The organism is Rickettsia monacensis, assembly GCF_000499665.2.
In the GTDB taxonomy this organism is placed as follows: Bacteria; Pseudomonadota; Alphaproteobacteria; order Rickettsiales; family Rickettsiaceae; genus Rickettsia; species Rickettsia tamurae.
In genome coordinates this window covers 120,044-137,028 of the sequence record NZ_LN794217.1, presented here as the reverse complement: position 1 = coordinate 137,028, position 16,985 = coordinate 120,044, and the positions used below count along the sequence as shown (strand labels likewise).

Below are 16,985 nucleotides of genomic sequence, written 5' to 3'. Positions count from 1 at the left end.
AAAAAGTGATACGTAAAATACTTCTTTTTGTGTTTTTAGCCTTTACTATAATATGGTTTGCAACTGCATATACTATAAAAAATAACGTTGTAAGTTTAATTAAGAATTCTGAATCCGATAATCTTAAAATATCTTATAATACGGTTAAGTTTTCAGGCTATCCTTTTAATTGGAAAATTACCGTAACGGATCCTAAAGTAAAATTAATTGATCATGTAAATTCTAAAGAATTTACTAGCGAAAATATTGTCCTAAATATAGCTTTTAGTACTAAAAGAGCCGCTCTTAATTTCGGTCCTTTTATTAAAGAAGTCGATAATTACGGCGACAAAACATTTACCCATGATGTACGCAGCGATGATGACATAAAGGGTATAGGAAAATTTAATAAACCTTTATATAAAATATCAAAAGATGATAATTTAAAAGAAATATTAAAATCAATTCAGTTAAATAATAAAGCATTATCGATATTTAAAGATAATCAAGAAATCTTTAAAATTAATGATTTAGCATTTCTTATAAGAAAACAGAATTTAGCAAGTGAGGAAAATATATCCTTATTTTTAAATATCAATTATTATTCAGAAAAAGATATTTTGAATTTTAAAAATGCTAATTTAGATATTGCTGCTTCTTTAAAATTTGCTGAAGACGGAGAAGATTCAGCTATTTTACAAAATTTTAATATAGAAAGATTTATTTTTACTTGTGATAATGATTCTAAAGTTAATTTAAACGGTGCTTTACAATTCTTTGCCAATAAATTACCAGAAGGAAAACTATATTTTGAGCTGGAAAATTATAATTCCATAGTTGATAAATTATTACCGAATAATATTATTCTTTCTAAGAAAATAATTAAAACAATTATTGCTAAAGCAATTAATAAAGCTTCCGACGAGCAATTAAATATAGATCAAAATGATGTAAATTCGGCTTACAATAATATAGAAAAAGCTAAGTTTGATATTGAGTTTTCAGACAAAGGAATAAATATCGGTTCTATTAATTTATTAGAACTAAAACTTGGTGAACATAAAGAAGACCAAAACACCGGAAATAATCCAAATTAGTTTTATGAACAATTTTAAACTAACTACCATTATTAGCATATTTCTTATTTGCAGTAATATTTATGCTGCTCCAAAAGTCATTAAAATCAGTACCGGCTCTATTTTAAAAGGATATTATGCTATTGGACTTGATTTATGCAAGACTATTACAAATGATGATAAAAATAATGAACATATTAAATGTGAAGTTGTTGCAACAAACGGCAGTATAGAAAATTTAAAATTATTACAGCAAGGCAAAATTGATTTAGCCTTAGTGCAAGCTAATATTGCAGTAGAAGCATATGAGGGCATAGGTTATTATCACGATCAAGAAAAAATGCAAAATTTACGTCAGGTGCTTAATCTACATGATGAGTTTTTTACGGTTATTGTAAAAGATGAGGATAAAATAAAAGTTTTTGTTGATATTGACGGACAAAAAATAACTAACGGTCCGGCATTTTCCAGTAGTAATATTACTTATGATGCCGTACGTTCTTTATATAAATTTTCTAAGGAACCTGAAGAGCTACACATTAATTATGAAGATTCTATTGATAAATTCTGTAATAAGGAAATAGATGCTATAATAATGATGGTTGGACACTCTAACCCCTTAGTAAATTTAATAGCTAATAAGTGTGAAGTTGATTTCGTTTCAATTGAAAATGATAAAATAGCAGAATTAATAAAACAAAATAGAGCTTTTCATAAAGCTATACTTCACAAAGGCTTATATCCAGGGATTACCGATGATCAAACTACCGTAAAAGTATCGGCAATCCTAGTAACTAGAGATGAGGCGAATCGTGATATTTTAGATAAATTTATCGGAGCTTTTCATAGAAACGTAGCAAATTTTAAACTTTCTAATTACTTATTAAATAACCTCGACATTAACTATTTCGCCGATACTAAAAATTTTGTTCTACCAAAACATGATTCAGTAAGAAACAAAAACTAACAATATCTTATGTCTGAAAATACTATATTTAAAAATATACTTATACCTATAGATTTAAATGATAAAAAATCTATAAAAGGTATTCTTTCTAAGAGTTTAATGCTTGCGACGAACTTTCAAGCAAAATTACATTTTATGTATGTAATTCCTGAATTCGGTACGAAAATGTTTGAAGATTATTTACCTAAAAATTGGAGAACGGAGAAAAAAGAAAAGTATAAAGCTCAAATTAAAGAGCTTATCAAACAATATATTTCCGATGAAATTGAAACAGATTATTATGTAGGTAGCGGTGCCGTTTATGATGAAATAATTAAGCACTCTAATGAAATTAAAGCCGATTTAATAATAATCTCTGCAGTCAGACTACAATTAAAAGATTATATGCTTGGACCTAATGCTTCTAAAATCGTCCGTCATTCAGATATATCAGTTTTGGTAGTAAGAGACGAGTAATAAGTATTATTTACGACTCTTGGGAATGCATTGTTGCGTAGATCGAAAAACACACTCGATGCCATACCGTGGCTTGACCACGGTATCTAGAAAAAAATTAAAAAAGGACTGGATCCCGCGATCAAGTCGCGGGATGACAGCAGTGAAATTGATCAACACAACAATACCTTGCGGGAATGACATCTTAATTTATTTGTACAAGTTACGACTTAATCTGACAGAGTTGAGTAATCAGGCAGCTTGATGGGCAATCATCAAATTGTCTGATATTCTCTCTATATTACCAATATTTTTATCTATATTAACCCCGATTATGGATAAGAAATACATGGTTTATTAGGTTTAAGTTGGTAAGCAATAAGAGCAGAGAATAGAGAAGTAAAGAAATTAATAGGTGATCGATGTCTGGAAGGAGTAATATTAAAATTCTCTTTTATGTAGCCAAAAATGGTTTCGATAATGAATCTCTTCCTTAAAAGGATTTTATCCAAAAGAGGTAATAAATAGTTTTTCATATCCTTTCTTATTCCGGTAATTTTTATTAAACCTTGCTTATAAAGTTTTGTAAACATTTTTTCTGAAATAAACCCCTTATCATCATAACACTTACCTTTTAGACCTTTTTGATAACCATTGCTTCAAATGCAATTCTGTCATCAACATTACCTTTGGTAATTTTAACAGCAATAATTTCTCCCTTATCATTGATTATCATATGAAGCTTGAATCCAAAAAACCAATCGACAGAACTACGTCCCATTTTTGCAAGATTATTAAAAGTTCTGTTAGAATTAATTCTGATATTTTTACATACTGCAAAATGTGTGGAATCTGCATAATAAATTCCCGTTCTTTTCCCACTTAAGTAATGTAACATCACAATCAATGGCAGAAATAATGAAGGAATAAGCTGAACAAATCTCTCATAACAAGGTGGATTCCTGAACAAATTACCATTAATAATAAAGTTTTGGTAATAAGCTTTTAAATGTTTATATGCACTAAAATGGTAAAAATCATTATTGAGAGTTCTTCACTTAAGGAAAGCTTACCTTCTCTAAATCTTTGCTTATTACTTTTCAGCAATTGATGTTTTACCCATTTCTCATAAATTTTACAAAATTTATCTACTATACAAAATATTGTAGTATATTTACACATGTTATTAAACCTTTATTTTACTCCTTCAGTGCCCTATTTATATAAGGTTTAATAACTCTTGTAACCTTCCTTCCTCTCTATTCCTTATCCATAATCGGGGTTAAATAGGCTATGTGAAAGAAAATTAATTTTTAAGCGAAAATTAATAAGATTTTTGCAGTAATAGTTGTCCCTATTTCAAAAAAATCTTATAATTTGTAGCCAAAAAAAGCAAAAATAGATTAAATTGATTTTCCTTTACACAGCCTAGGCTTAATTTGAAATACTTTTAACCACCAATGAGCATAATTTTTGGTGGTCGGGGAGGTCGAAAACTGCCAAAAGTCAGCCACACTAGGTTTTAAGCTTACAGTAACCCTTAAGCTCTGGACATACCTAATATCTCCCCGACCGTGAAGTCGAGGATTACATCAGTTTTGTGAGAAATGCTCTCACTTTTGGCAGAGGTTTCGACACCCCGAAATAGCACTTTGCTACTCCAAGTATCATTTTATATATAACTTTCAAAAAGTCAATGATGGTTTGTTATGGTACTAACAACGTTCTATGCTTCTATACCGTAAGAGTCAGATGGTGATGATACATCGGCTAATAACGGCATTTTGCAATTTTGATAGTCAATATCTGTGTAACGAGGGTTAAATATCTCAAATATTTCTGTAATGCTTTCTTTATATTCTTCAGACTTGGGATTTGCTGTTCGTATAATTGTTATTAAGCTTGCAAAGTTGCTGATAGTCTTAAAACTATCATCACCGCCAAGACTCTTACATATTTCATGCAATATTCCGCTTGAAGAATCTAAGTTTATTGCTATAGCGGATGGGGAATTTAATTTTACAATTTCATTATTTAAATTAGTTAGTGGTAGTATTGAGAATTCATATTCCTTAATAGATTTTGCTAGTTTTATAATATCATCTAAATTATTAATTTTTATAACTTCATCTAATATAACTGCATTATTCTTAAAATTTTCATATAGTAGTTCTACAAATGCTAATTCTTTATTCTTCATTACTAAATCTAAATTTTCATTTTTTATATTTCTTCCCTTATACCAATCCCATCCATATTTAGCTGCAAAACCTAGACTTATTACTCCAAATACCGTAGCGGTGATATAAGCACCGGTATATCCACCATAGTCGTTAGGTTTTTCTTTAGTGGAAGTGGTTGCCTCAATGAAAGGTTTACTTAGTAGATCTAAAATATTTTTACCTACTTCTGTAGGGAATATATCGTCCAAAGTTACGTTGAAAGCATCTAGAATAACCTTAAGATTATCAGTAGTGAATTTGACTGGTATATTCAATAAATTAAAAATTTCTACCCCTGCTTCTTGAGCATTTTTCAAAGTTATTTCCGAATGATTTAAAATATCTCTCAAATTATTAACAAACATTTTGGCATTATGCTCTTGTAAAACAGCTTCGCCTTCAGTGGTAGTGCATTCCTTTAATTCTACTAGGGTATTGTTTTGAAGTAAGTGCTTACCTTCTTCTAAAATAACGCTAGTACTGTTTCCATAAGTAACAATAGATTTTATAGGGATTTTAATGCCTGTACACTCCCTAATTACTGCTGATAAATCGTTAGGTACATCTGTTAAATGATTATAGATTCCTGCCCAATTACATTTTATATTCTCAACTAAATAACCGTTAGTGAAATTTCCTTTAACAGTATTATATACTGATGAAAGTATAGTATTGCCTAACTTATAAATAATATACTTTGTATTTCCAGGTAAGCTACTCACCATTTTATTTGCAAATATAGGCATGAAACAGTTTAAATTTATATTTAATATAGGTGCCATAATATTACTCCTTTAATTAATAAAACCATAAAACATGGTTTTTAGAGTATGTTAATGTTTTTGTCAAGATAAAGTTAAAATAAATTAATATATGAAAAGACTTGAGAAAGATGATTGTTATGCTGTAATGTTTCGTTTTTTCGTCATTGCGAGGAGAGGCAAAGCCTCGACGTGGCAATCTCATGAAACAGTAGACTTCTTGCATAACCTCCTTCTAAAGGTAATTTGTACGTCAATCCGGTACTCGTATCCTCACGTATTAAGTGTACGCTGCCGGTGCTGCGTTCCGTGTTTCCTTCAAATTCCTCTTTATAAGATAGGTTATGCAAGAAGTCTACTGTTTCATGAGATTGCCACGTCGAGGCTTTGCCTCTCCTCGCAATGACGATTTGGTGTCCATGCAATAATACCTTGCGGGAATGACATAGAACGAGCTATACAATATTACTTACCTATACAGAAATTTTTAAAGATCTCGCATAGTATTTCTTCTACGTTGATAACACCCGTAATTGCACCGATGCAGCGTGCCGTCATTCTAATATCTTCAGTTGCTAGGACTAAATCATTATCTAAGCTAAAAGCAGTTAAATGTGAGAGAGCTTGTTTTAAATAATGACGATGACGCTGATTTGTTATATAAGGAGTTTCGGTAAATCCTGCCATATTTTCGGCAATATTTTCAATATTTTTTAATATACTTGAAAGAGCAATATTATTTTTTACTGAAACTCTTAAGCATTTATATTTATTTTCAATAGAAAAGATTTTACTAGCTTCGATTAAATCGATTTTATTAATTATTGTGATAGTATTTTCATCAATTAAATTAATAATATCTTCATTTATAGAGGAGTCTAATTTTTCGGCATCAAACATTATAATTTTAATATCCGCTGTTTTAGCCGAATTAATAGCTCGTTTTATACCTTCTTGCTCTATAATGTCACTACTTTCTTCTCTTATACCTGCTGTATCCTGTAAAATAATAGGATAGCCGCCAATGTCTAAATGCCCCTCAATTATATCTCTAGTAGTTCCTGCGATATTTGAGACAATCGCTATATCTCGCTGCATTAAAAAATTTAGTAAGCTAGACTTACCAACATTTGGTGGACCGATAATTGCAAGCTTAAGACCGCTATTTAGTAATTCTCCCCGTCTATTATCGTTAAGATAATTAGATATTTCATTTACAAGGTTTTTATGAGTGTTATTAACGTCATTAAGGACGCTATCCGGTATATCTTCATCAGGGAAATCTATATAAGCTTCAAGCAGAGAGATAATTTTTAAAAGCTGACTACGCCAGTTATTATATAATTCTTCAAGCCCGCCGCTTGCTTGTCTAATTGCTTGCCTATGCTGCATAATGGTTTCGGCATTAATTAGATCAGCTATCCCCTCTGCTGCCGTTAAATCGAATTTGTTATTTAAAAAAGCTCTTTTGGTAAATTCTCCTGCTTCTGCCAAACGAATATCAGCTATATTTAACAATGCATTAATAAGCATTATAGAAATAGCTTTACTACCGTGCGTATGAATCTCAACTACGTCTTCACCGGTAAAGCTACCTGGTGATTTAAAATAAACAACCATAGCATTATCAATTAGCTCCTTAGTTTCAGGGACTGTAATTTGTTGATAATACATTAATCTCGATTTAAAGTCCTTTCTACCGGTAAGTAGTTGTAAAACTTCTAAGCTTTTAGGACCGGAAATCCTAAAAACCGCTACACCTGCTTTACCGAATGCAGAGCTTTGTGCAAATATCGTTTCCACTTATTCTCTATGCCTCTTGCTTAAGTTATTTTATATAATATAATAACAAAAGAAATAATCATATTATTATTACTTGAGAAAATCATGACCCCAAAAACAACCTCTTTAAATTTTAGTCGTTTAAATTGTCAAATTCCGAATTATAAAACTAAAATTCTAGAACTTAGCAAGGAACGTGAGTCAAGTTCCATATATATAGATTTTGTTCAAAAGTTTTTAAATTATATTCCGATAGATTATGATTTTGAGAATAGAGAAAAATTATTCCAAAATTTTGCAGATGAAGCCTTTAAGTTTTTTAAGCAAAGGGTAGAAAGAGCAAGAAAAATAGCAATAACAAAGGCAGTTATCGAAAATGATCCGGCAATAAATGTCTTGATATTACTTGATAATAAGCCGCATATTGTTGATTTTATCATATGTCTGCTTAAAAACATGAATTTGCAAACTAAGTTTTTACTCCATCCGGTAATAAACTGTGTCCGAAATAGTAAAGGAGAATTAGAAAAAATATTAGAAAATTCTGTGTCGGATGAAAAATCAGAATCGATACTACATTTAACCATTTTAGGAAACTTTGATGATAAAACTGCTACATTTTTAACTGAGGCTATAAATGGAAGATTAGAAGAGTTAGAGCAAAGCTATAGCCATTTACCGCAATTACTCACAAAATTACAAGATTTATCTAAAAATATAATTGATAATGATAAATTAAATTTTGAAGAGGCTAAAGAATTCTTAAATTGGTTACAAAACGATAATTTGGTTTTATTAGGGACTCTTGATTTTGAGGTAAAATCTTTAAAATTAAGCAATGAAATAGGAGCAGCAAAAATATGGCAAGAAGTAAAAGATGAGATTGATGATATTATAAAATGTTCTGCTAATCCTTTATATCAAAATCAATTAATAATACTCGGTAAAATAAATAGTGCGTCGCTTATCCATTCAGATAATTTAATCGACTATATCTTAGTGAAAAAATTTAACTCTTCGGGTGAATATATTTCGGGAAGTATAATTTTCGGCATATATAATTCAAATATGTATTACCATTCAATAAGTAATATTCCAATCCTACGACAAAAATTTAATTTTGTAATTGAGAAAGCCGGTTTTGCATTATCCGGTTATAATGCCGATAAGTTAAGAATTTTAATGGAGTCGTTACCGAGAGAAGCTTTAATACAAATTGATCAAGGCGATTTATATTGTATGTGTTTACATATGCTCTCAAGTATGATGAGTAAGAAGCTTAAATTATTTATTCAATATGATTGGTCGAGTTCTTTTCTTAATATCATAATTTTTCTGCCACGAGAACGTTTAACGTCTGAAATACATAATATGATAGATTGTTATTTAGCGGAAAAATTCGGCAGTAAAATTTTATCCAACTATATCACCGAAGTAGCCGGTAATTTTTCTTATCTTTTTGTAACGCTTGAAGCACAAGGAGAACATAAAATAAATTTTGAAGCAGAAATAATACAGCAAGATTTAGATCGTATCTCTACACGTTGGAGTGAAGATTTTTATTTTAAGCTTTCTAAAAAATTCGGCGAATATCAAGCAGGTATTAATTTAAAGCTTTTTGATAATGTTTTTCCGGCAGACTATAGGCAAAAATTTTCTCCAGAGATAGCTTTAGTAGATATTGAATATTTAACGGAAGCAAGCAAGTCACAAGAATGTATGTTTAATCTAGTTTCTGTAAATGAAACGGAATTTTACTTAAAAATATATAGTCCAAAAGTAAAACTTGCCCTTTCTAACATATTGCCGTCAATCGAAAATTTAGGTTTTAAAGCAATTGATGAACAAACTTTTGCAATTAAGGAGGCTTTGGGAATTAAAGAAAGCTGGATATATAATTTTATCTTAACTTCTATTGTACCTGTAAAGGATAATATTACCGAATTAAAAATAAATGTTGAAGAAGCTTTAGATAAAATGGCACTTGGGATGCTTGCTAATGATTCTTTAAGTAAATTAATAGTACTTGCCGGTTTTAATTGGAAGCAAGTTAAACTCGTCAAAGCTTTAACAAGATATTTACATCAAACAGGATTTAGTTACGGTAAAGGTTATGTACAGTTAACGTTACTTAAACATCCCGAATATACAAAAATGTTGGTAAATCTATTTGATATAAAATTCAATCCTAAATACTCCAATGATAGAAATCTTTCTAAACCAGCTTATAGAGAGGAATTGAAAGGAGACACGGAAGCACTTGCCGCCGCAGCGTACAAAGAAGTACGTGAGGATGCGAGTGCCGGTTCGACGTCTAAATTACCTCTAGAAGCGAAGCTTGGGAAGATGTCTAATAATTGTGACGTAATTAAAGACAAACTAAATAACTACTTAGTAACCGTTGAGATGAGTAGTGAAGATAAAGTACTACGTAATATGTTTGGTATAGTTAATGCTATTACTAGAACAAATTACTATCAACCACATAAACATATTTTTTCATTTAAGTTTGATTCTTCAAAAGTACCGGATTTGCCTAAACCTGTTCCGTTTGCCGAAGCATTTGTTTATTCTAGAAATTTTGAAGCTGTTCATTTAAGAGGCGGTCCCGTATCGCGCGGGGGGCTTAGATGGTCGGATAGAGCAGAAGATTATAGGCTTGAAGTCCTTGGGCTTATGAAAGCACAAATGACGAAGAATTCCGTTATTGTCCCTGTCGGTTCTAAAGGCGGCTTTTATGTTCATTTTACTGAGGAAGGGCTTACTCGTGATGAATATATGGAAAAAGTGGTAGAATGCTATAAGAATTTCCTGAGAGGTTTATTAGACATAACCGATAATATCATTGACGGTAAAGTAGTACATCCGAAAGAGGTTATTATTTATGATAAAGAAGATCCTTATTTAGTGGTTGCTGCCGATAAAGGTACAGCTTCATTTTCGGATTATGCTAATAGTGTGGCAAGAGAATATAATTACTGGCTTGATGATGCTTTTGCTTCCGGTGGTTCTGCAGGTTACGATCATAAAAAAATGGCTATTACTTCCAAAGGAGCTTGGATTTCCGTAACTAATCACTTTAAAACTTTAGGGTTAGATGTCCAAAAAGACCCTATTACCGTCGTAGGTATAGGAGATATGTCGGGAGACGTGTTCGGTAATGGTATGCTAAGATCAGAGACTATTAAGTTAGTCGCCGCCTTTAATCATAAACATATATTTATTGATCCTACTCCTGATCCTTTATCAAGTTTTAATGAGCGTTTGCGTTTATTTAATTTAAAGGGTTCTAATTGGTCCGATTATGATTCTAAGCTGATTTCTAAAGGAGGCAAAGTATTTGAACGCAGTAGTAAATTAATAAAATTATCACCGGAAATTAAAAAATTACTTGATATAAATGATAATGAGATGTCACCGGAAGAATTAATTAAAGCTATTTTAAAAGCAGATGTTGATTTATTGTGGAATGGCGGAATAGGCACTTATATCAAAGCTAAAACGGAAAATAATTTAGAAATCGGTGATAAAGCAAATGATAACCTTAGATGTAACGGTGAAGAAATTAGAGCAAAGGTTATAGCAGAAGGCGGTAATGTCGGTGTATCACAGAGAGGTAGAGTTGAATATGCTAAAAAAGGCGGACGCATAAATGCCGACTTTATTGATAATTCAGCAGGTGTTGATTGCTCTGATCATGAAGTAAATATCAAGATTGCTTTAAGTAGTGCGGTAACCTCAGGAAAAATTACTTTAGAGGAACGTAATAAACTTCTAAACGATATGACAAAGCAAGTTGAAGAGTTAGTATTGCTTGATAATTATAAGCAAACCGAAGCAATAACAATTATGCAACTATCTCCTACTTTAACCGTTAATATACTTAGTCAATTTATAGATATTTTAGAAGAAGAAAAAGTATTAGAGCGGGAAAATGAATTTTTGCCTAGTGCAGAAGAATTGAATAGAAGAGCTATTAGCGGTGAAGTATTAACTCGTCCTGAGCTTTGCTTACTGCTATCATATAGTAAAAGGTCGGCTTATCACGAGTTACTTAATTCTACTTTTTCCCATGATAAATATTTTGATGCATATCTTATAGATTATTTTCCTGAAATGATGCAAAAAAAGTTTTATAATGAAATTTTATCTCATCCTCTTAAACATGAGATTATTAAAACCGTTACTATAAATAAAATAATTAATCAGCTTGGAGGACCGCTTATTAGTATTGTAAAGCGTGAGATTGGGGCTCCTCTTTGTGATATAATAAGGTCATATACCATTATTTGTGAAATTTTTGATCTTGATGATATATGGGAAACGATAAGTAAGCTACCTACTAATATTGATTACAATGTAAAAATCGACATGTTTACCGAAATAACGAAATTAATGCGTCGAGGTATTTCGTGGTTTATTAAAAATTTAAAACATCCTATTAATATTAGTGAAACTATAGAAGAGTTTAGAGTTCCTGCACAAAACTTAAGAAAAACGGTAGGTACTTTATTAGTCGGAGAAACTAAAATAAGATTTGAAGAAAAATTAAATTATTATACAACTAGCGGGGTAGAGGAATCATTTGCTGCTACTATCGCTACATTTGACAATTTAATTTCAGTATTTGACATTATATATGTAACAAAACAGACTTCAGGAAATAATAAAGAGATAGCAAAAGCTTATTTTGCTATAAGTGATATGTTTAGTCTTGATTGGTTACGTAAAGCTTGTGATAGGCAATTGAACGATTCATTTTGGCGTCGCTTAGGTATTCAATCGCTAAAAGATGATTTATATGACAAACAACGTAGATTATTAATAAAAATAATTAATAAATCTAAAACAACTATTGATTTAGATTTATGGATTGATAATACTAATAACTTAGTTAGAAATTTTCTTGATTTTATTAAAGAAATTAAATCTCAAGAAACTATAGACTTAAATATAATTATTTTAGCAAATAAGAAATTTGAAATATTCTTACAAAAACTTGAGTAAATTATGTCGTCAATGCTTAAGCAAATTAGGTTAGATTCGGGTAAAACTTTAAATCAGGTATCTAGTGATTTAAAAATTAGAAAAAAATATTTAGTAGCTTTAGAAGAGGGTGATTTTGATGTTTTACCGGGAGAAGTATAAGTAAGAGGTTACTTAAAATTATACTTGGATTATCTTAATGTAAAAGATCGAAATGCAGAGCAGATAGAAGCTACTAAACAGAACGCAACCGAAAAATTATTAAGTAATAAAAGAGCTACGGCATTGATAAATTATAAACGTAAAAAACAATTAGTACTTATATCTATTATAATGTTATCAATTATTATTGTAAGTCATCCATTCATAATTAACGCTTAAACGAAAATGGATAATGAAATATTAGACTGCTTACAGAACGAAGCTAATAAAGAGGAATTCGAAGGAGACACGGAACGCAGAACCGCAGCGTACAAAGAAGTACGTGAGGATGCGAGTACCGTATCGACGTACAAATTACCTTTAGAAGCAAGTTATGTAAGCAGTCTAAAGAAATTAATGGAAGAAGTAGAGCATAAACTTGATGAGTTATTGAAGATTCATGAGTATGATCTAAATGAAATTAAAAAATTACAAAACGAAAATAAAGAATTAAAAGATAATTATATAAAAATGCTAGATCAAATTAACATTTATATTAATGAACTTGAAGAAATAAAAAAACAGCAAAAATAATTATGTCAATTGTTACGGTAACATTAAATAACAAGAGTTTTCAATTATATTGTAATAATGGAGATGAGGAAGAATTACTATCTTTAGCGAATAAATTGAATGATAAAATAGCGGAAATTAAACTTGGTAGTCCCACAGCCTCTTTTGAGCTATTATTAGTTATGGCATCACTTAATGCTCAAGCTGAAATAGCTAGTCTAACGGAAAAACTTAATAAAAACGGCCTTCAAAAAAATCATCCCGACGAAGAAAAATTCGCAGAAACCTTAAATACTATAGCAGGTTACCTAGAAAACCTTGCATGTAAAATGAGAAAGTGATATATTAGCTCTTGGCTGCTTGGTTCGTGAACTTAATATTAACCTAGGACTACCACTAACTTTTAGGACATCGTCCCTGTCTAATACTAATTCAGTTTAGATATATGAAGTCCACCTTTATATAAAGGTCTTTGAAGGATTTTAAGTAACGGCCAAAGCGGTCTCATGTATACCTATGTCATTCCCGTATGGATAATACCTAATCGTCATTGCGAGCGACTGTAAGGAGCGTGGCAATCCAAAAAAATAATAAAAAATTCTGTAAATCAGAATTTTTTACTGGATTGTTTCGTCGAATTACTACGTAATTCTTCTCGCAATGACGGGAAAACCTACCCATGCAACAACGTTGGACAAGCCACGGGATGACACCGAAAATGACATATACCTTTAAAATGAAACAAACAAAATCAAGCAATAAAGTTCTCGGTGCTTTTTTAGGTACTATCATTGAGTATTACGACTATAGTTTATATGGTTTTTCAGCGGCAATTATCGCCGATAAATTCTTTTCAGCCGGTACTGATCCATTAACAAAGCTTGTAAATGTTTTTGCCGTTTATGCAGTAGCATATTTATCAAAACCTATAGGTGCTTATATTTTTGGACGTATAGGGGATATATACGGTCGAAAAAAAGCCTTAAGTTTTACGATTATCGGTATTGTAATCCCTACCTTAATAATCGGTTTATTGCCCGATTATTCCTCGATAGGAGTTTGGAGTACAATAATTTTAGTTTTATGTCGCTTCATGCAAGGTATTTTTATTGGAGGGGAATATGATGGTGCAGCGATTTATGTTATTGAACATTTAGGAGCAAAATACCGATTTACTGCCTCGGCAATAACTAGATGTACAGGAGTAATGGGTTTATTATGCGGGATTGGTGCAACTAATTTCTTCAATTCTCATATTTTTCCGGAGTGGGGTTGGCGTATTCCATTTTTACTAAGTTTACCGCTTGCATTAATAACTCTTTATTATCGTCGGGAATTTGATGAAACACCGGAGTTTAAAAAAGCACACCATGGCCAAGATTCTATTGAAAAACTTAGCTCTATAATTAAAAAGCAATGGAAAAATATTGCACGGTTAATATTCTTAGCCGGAGGTTTTGGAGCAACATATCAAATTGCAATCATCTTTATGAAGCAATATTTACCGATTGTATTACCTTCAGTCGGTATTATTATGAGTTCTTTTTCAGTCTTAATAATAATATGCTTTGCTGTTTGTATGCCGATTGCCGGTTTTATTGCCGACCGTTTAAGAATTAATTCGGTATTAAAAATCGCATTTATATGTACTATTACAGCAAGTGTATTTTTTATAATAGCAGTAAAATATCAAATGACTAATTTAGGGCTTGCAGCTAGTTTAATGTTATCTGCATCGGTTGCTCCTTTTAATGCTCTTGCTCATAGTATAGTTATTAAGTCTTTTGTAGTTAAAGAACGCTATCGTGTTATAAGTTTAGGACATAATATCGGTTCAATGTTAATGTCCGGTACTGCTAATTATATTTGTGCAAAGGTAATAAAATCATTTGATTTTAACCTATTTCCGATTTTATATCTTTGCATGTTTGCCGTACTTGCTTATTCTATGACCATATTATTTAACCGTAATAGGTAAAAAATAAATCTTGACGGAAATAATGAATTTAAGTGTCTTTATTTGTGATTTTTTTAACTTTAAATTTAAATGTTATGCATAAAATTTTTCATAAATCTATAATTTTTATTATCTTAGCTACCTTTATTAGCGGTTGTGCTCGTGACCTATCTTCAAATGTATATACTAGCGATTCAACATTAAGTTTAACGTTAGAAGGAGAAGTAGTATCCGTACGTCCTGTAAAAATAAAAGAATCAGATCGTTTATCGGATAATGCAGGTGGTATGGCAGCAGGAGGTATAGCAGGAGGTGTACTTGGTAGTACAGTAGGTCAAGGAAACGGTACTACTGCTGCGATTGTCGGAGGTGCACTTGCAGGAGCAGCTGTTGGAACTATATTACAAGATAAACTTGGACAGAGTAAAGGGTATGAATATTTAATTAAAGTTGATACTTCTAAAATAAAAAGTGACTATTATGAAGGTAGTACTGCTATGCGTAATGTTATCTCTGCTGCATTTACAAGCGGTTTAATTACCGTAGTACAAGGTACAGACGTAAATATAGGTCAAAAAGTATATGTTATTTTTTCCGAAAAGCGTACTCGTATAATACCGGCTAATTAATAGGTAATAATTATGCAATTAAAAAACCTAGTATTGTATGTTTTATTAGTTTTTATTACTTCAGGCTTTACAAAAGTAACTTCTGTGCGTCATGTTAGCGGATATAATAAAAATATGATCGCTCACAAGGAAATATTAGTTTTACCGATGCAAATGGAAGTATATACGTTAGATATTGGTAATTGCAAAGAACGTAAATATGACTATGAAGATCATTTGGAAGAATTGTTGAAGCAAGAAATTTCTTTAGCAATGCAGAAGAATGTTTTAAGAGTTAAGCTATTGCACAAAAAAGATATTAGAACACAAAAGCTTGATGATTTAGTATCTCGTTTCCGTAGCTCCCTCCTATAATAATGCTTATACTGCTTTATATACGCCTTTATTATGGCCTGAAGAAAAAGCTTTCTCAATTACTCAAAATATAGGTGAACCTGTTATAATTTTAGGAGAAAAAACAGGAGCTGATATATTTGTATTACTTAATTATGTGCAAATGATAAAGACTAACGGAGCTCGTACACGTGACTTTTTAATTAGTGCTTTGGGTTGTTCAGTAAGTAATGCAGATAATATATTTATGTCTATAGGAATAGTAGAAGCAAAAAGCGGTAGAATATTATGGACTAATGCAACGCCCCAAGCACAACCATTTAGTAGCTCTATTTTCTCTTCTCGTGATAAATCAGAAATTGGCAATTTTTATTCAAGTAATAAATATGCTTTTATCTCCATTATAAACTGAATTTTGTGTCGTTCAGGGGTGGTTGGTGTGGCCTTATTATTTCTCTCTGTCATCCCGTGATTTATTCACGGGATCCAGTAAAACATATAGTATGGGTGACAATAATTCAAGTTAATACACTATAAATCGTTTTTATCAAATAGAAAAACTCACCTATTTCAGGAATAATAAATTTATTTTCATCAATATTATGTTTTTTTCCGATCTCTTTAAAAAGAGTATCGTTATAACCCGAATCACCTATAAAACAAATATCTCCTATCTTAGTTTTAATGATAAAAGTTCCCATAATGCTTCATTTTTATCAAATATTCCTCTAGCCGACCAATGCTGTGCCGGTTCTAAATAAAATTCTACATCGCCTTTAAATTCATCTTCTCTGAAACTTTTTGAATTTAGCTGTATTTCTTGTTCTTTATATGACTCTCCCCATCCTAAGGTAACCCCGATTATGGATAAGGAATAGAGAGGAAGGAAGGTTGCAAGAGTTATTAAACCTTATATAAATAGGGCACTGAAGGAGTAAAATAAAGGTTTAATAACATGTGTAAATATACTACAATATTTTGTATAGTAGATAAATTTTGTAAAATTTATGAGAAATGGGTAAAACATCAATTGCTGAAAAGTAATAAGCAAAGATTTAGAGAAGGTAAGCTTTCCTTAAGTGAAGAACTCTCAATAATGATTTTTACCATTTTAGTGCATATAAACATTTAAAAGCTTATTACC

The 16,985-nt window shown here is 31.0% G+C and carries 15 protein-coding genes, 1 other RNA gene and 4 pseudogenes; 13 read left to right on the top strand and 7 right to left on the bottom strand.

The features are described 5' to 3' along the window. Positions 1–5 precede the first annotated feature (5 nt). From RMONA_RS00705 to RMONA_RS00695, 3 genes are read left to right on the top strand one after another with little or no spacing between them, the layout of a single operon-like run. Entirely contained in the window at positions 6–1,076 is a 1,071-nt protein-coding gene (locus tag RMONA_RS00705) for an RP198 family tick cell line-upregulated protein (RefSeq protein ID WP_023507185.1), read from the top strand. Between the two features lie 4 nt (positions 1,077–1,080). Beyond that, positions 1,081–2,022, top strand: a complete 942-nt coding sequence (locus RMONA_RS00700) for a TAXI family TRAP transporter solute-binding subunit (RefSeq protein WP_023507184.1) — start codon at positions 1,081–1,083, stop codon at positions 2,020–2,022. Positions 2,023–2,031: 9 nt separating this feature from the next. After that, positions 2,032–2,478, top strand: a complete 447-nt coding sequence (locus RMONA_RS00695; RefSeq protein WP_023507183.1) for a universal stress protein — start codon at positions 2,032–2,034, stop codon at positions 2,476–2,478. Between the two features lie 311 nt (positions 2,479–2,789). On the opposite strand, the gene RMONA_RS00690 is transcribed toward RMONA_RS00695, so the two are convergent. The 5 genes from RMONA_RS00690 to mnmE all read right to left on the bottom strand — a co-directional run bounded on the left by RMONA_RS00690 (position 2,790) and on the right by mnmE (position 7,243). Beyond that, entirely contained in the window at positions 2,790–3,050 is a 261-nt protein-coding gene (locus tag RMONA_RS00690) for a transposase (RefSeq protein ID WP_023507102.1), read from the bottom strand. 41 nt (positions 3,051–3,091) lie between these two features. Continuing rightward, positions 3,092–3,355, bottom strand: a complete 264-nt coding sequence (locus RMONA_RS00685) for a transposase (RefSeq protein ID WP_023507103.1) — start codon at positions 3,353–3,355, stop codon at positions 3,092–3,094. 828 nt (positions 3,356–4,183) lie between these two features. After that, positions 4,184–5,461, bottom strand: a complete 1,278-nt coding sequence (locus RMONA_RS00680) for a DUF5460 family protein (RefSeq protein WP_023507181.1) — start codon at positions 5,459–5,461, stop codon at positions 4,184–4,186. Between the two features lie 143 nt (positions 5,462–5,604). Next, positions 5,605–5,865 carry a palindromic element RPE1 domain-containing protein gene (locus RMONA_RS07690; protein ID WP_242402821.1) on the bottom strand — a complete coding sequence of 87 codons (261 nt, stop codon included), beginning with the start codon at positions 5,863–5,865 and terminating at the stop codon, positions 5,605–5,607. 40 nt (positions 5,866–5,905) lie between these two features. Beyond that, complete coding sequence (mnmE, locus tag RMONA_RS00675; protein ID WP_023507180.1) at positions 5,906–7,243, bottom strand: tRNA uridine-5-carboxymethylaminomethyl(34) synthesis GTPase MnmE; 1,338 nt, start codon at positions 7,241–7,243, stop codon at positions 5,906–5,908. A gap of 84 nt (positions 7,244–7,327) precedes the next feature. Between mnmE and RMONA_RS11125 the strand changes: the two are divergent. From RMONA_RS11125 to RMONA_RS00635, 10 genes and pseudogenes are all read left to right on the top strand, one after another. Next, positions 7,328–9,424: pseudogene (locus RMONA_RS11125) on the top strand (NAD-glutamate dehydrogenase); the annotation flags it as partial. Positions 9,425–9,574: 150 nt separating this feature from the next. Continuing rightward, positions 9,575–12,229 (top strand): annotated as a pseudogene (locus RMONA_RS11115) (NAD-glutamate dehydrogenase domain-containing protein); the annotation flags it as partial. A 3-nt stretch (positions 12,230–12,232) separates the two neighbouring features. Next, a pseudogene (locus tag RMONA_RS00665) lies at positions 12,233–12,589 on the top strand (helix-turn-helix domain-containing protein). 6 nt (positions 12,590–12,595) lie between these two features. Next, positions 12,596–12,943: a palindromic element RPE1 domain-containing protein gene (locus RMONA_RS00660; protein WP_023507177.1), complete on the top strand. Its 348-nt coding sequence runs from the start codon at positions 12,596–12,598 to the stop codon at positions 12,941–12,943. A 2-nt stretch (positions 12,944–12,945) separates the two neighbouring features. Continuing rightward, complete coding sequence (locus RMONA_RS00655; protein WP_023507176.1) at positions 12,946–13,263, top strand: cell division protein ZapA; 318 nt, start codon at positions 12,946–12,948, stop codon at positions 13,261–13,263. A gap of 9 nt (positions 13,264–13,272) precedes the next feature. Then, a non-coding RNA gene (ssrS, locus tag RMONA_RS11610) (6S RNA) lies at positions 13,273–13,431 on the top strand. A 227-nt stretch (positions 13,432–13,658) separates the two neighbouring features. After that, positions 13,659–14,900 carry an MFS transporter gene (locus RMONA_RS00650; RefSeq protein WP_037230875.1) on the top strand — a complete coding sequence of 414 codons (1,242 nt, stop codon included), beginning with the start codon at positions 13,659–13,661 and terminating at the stop codon, positions 14,898–14,900. Positions 14,901–14,974: 74 nt separating this feature from the next. Next, positions 14,975–15,508 (top strand): hypothetical protein, encoded by a 534-nt coding sequence (locus RMONA_RS07250; protein ID WP_157699802.1) that lies wholly within the window; start codon positions 14,975–14,977, stop codon positions 15,506–15,508. A gap of 12 nt (positions 15,509–15,520) precedes the next feature. Further along, positions 15,521–15,862, top strand: coding sequence for a hypothetical protein (locus RMONA_RS09955; RefSeq protein ID WP_023507173.1), 342 nt, complete (start codon positions 15,521–15,523; stop codon positions 15,860–15,862). A 136-nt stretch (positions 15,863–15,998) separates the two neighbouring features. Then, positions 15,999–16,253 carry a hypothetical protein gene (locus RMONA_RS00635; protein WP_242402820.1) on the top strand — a complete coding sequence of 85 codons (255 nt, stop codon included), beginning with the start codon at positions 15,999–16,001 and terminating at the stop codon, positions 16,251–16,253. 106 nt (positions 16,254–16,359) lie between these two features. Here the strand turns inward: RMONA_RS00635 and RMONA_RS00630 are convergent, their stop codons facing one another. Together RMONA_RS00630 and RMONA_RS11110 are read right to left on the bottom strand one after the other, a co-directional pair. Then, entirely contained in the window at positions 16,360–16,542 is a 183-nt protein-coding gene (locus RMONA_RS00630; protein WP_023507171.1) for a hypothetical protein, read from the bottom strand. Positions 16,543–16,634: 92 nt separating this feature from the next. Continuing rightward, a pseudogene (locus RMONA_RS11110) lies at positions 16,635–16,697 on the bottom strand (MBL fold metallo-hydrolase); the annotation flags it as partial. Between the last annotated feature and the right edge of the window lie 288 nt (positions 16,698–16,985).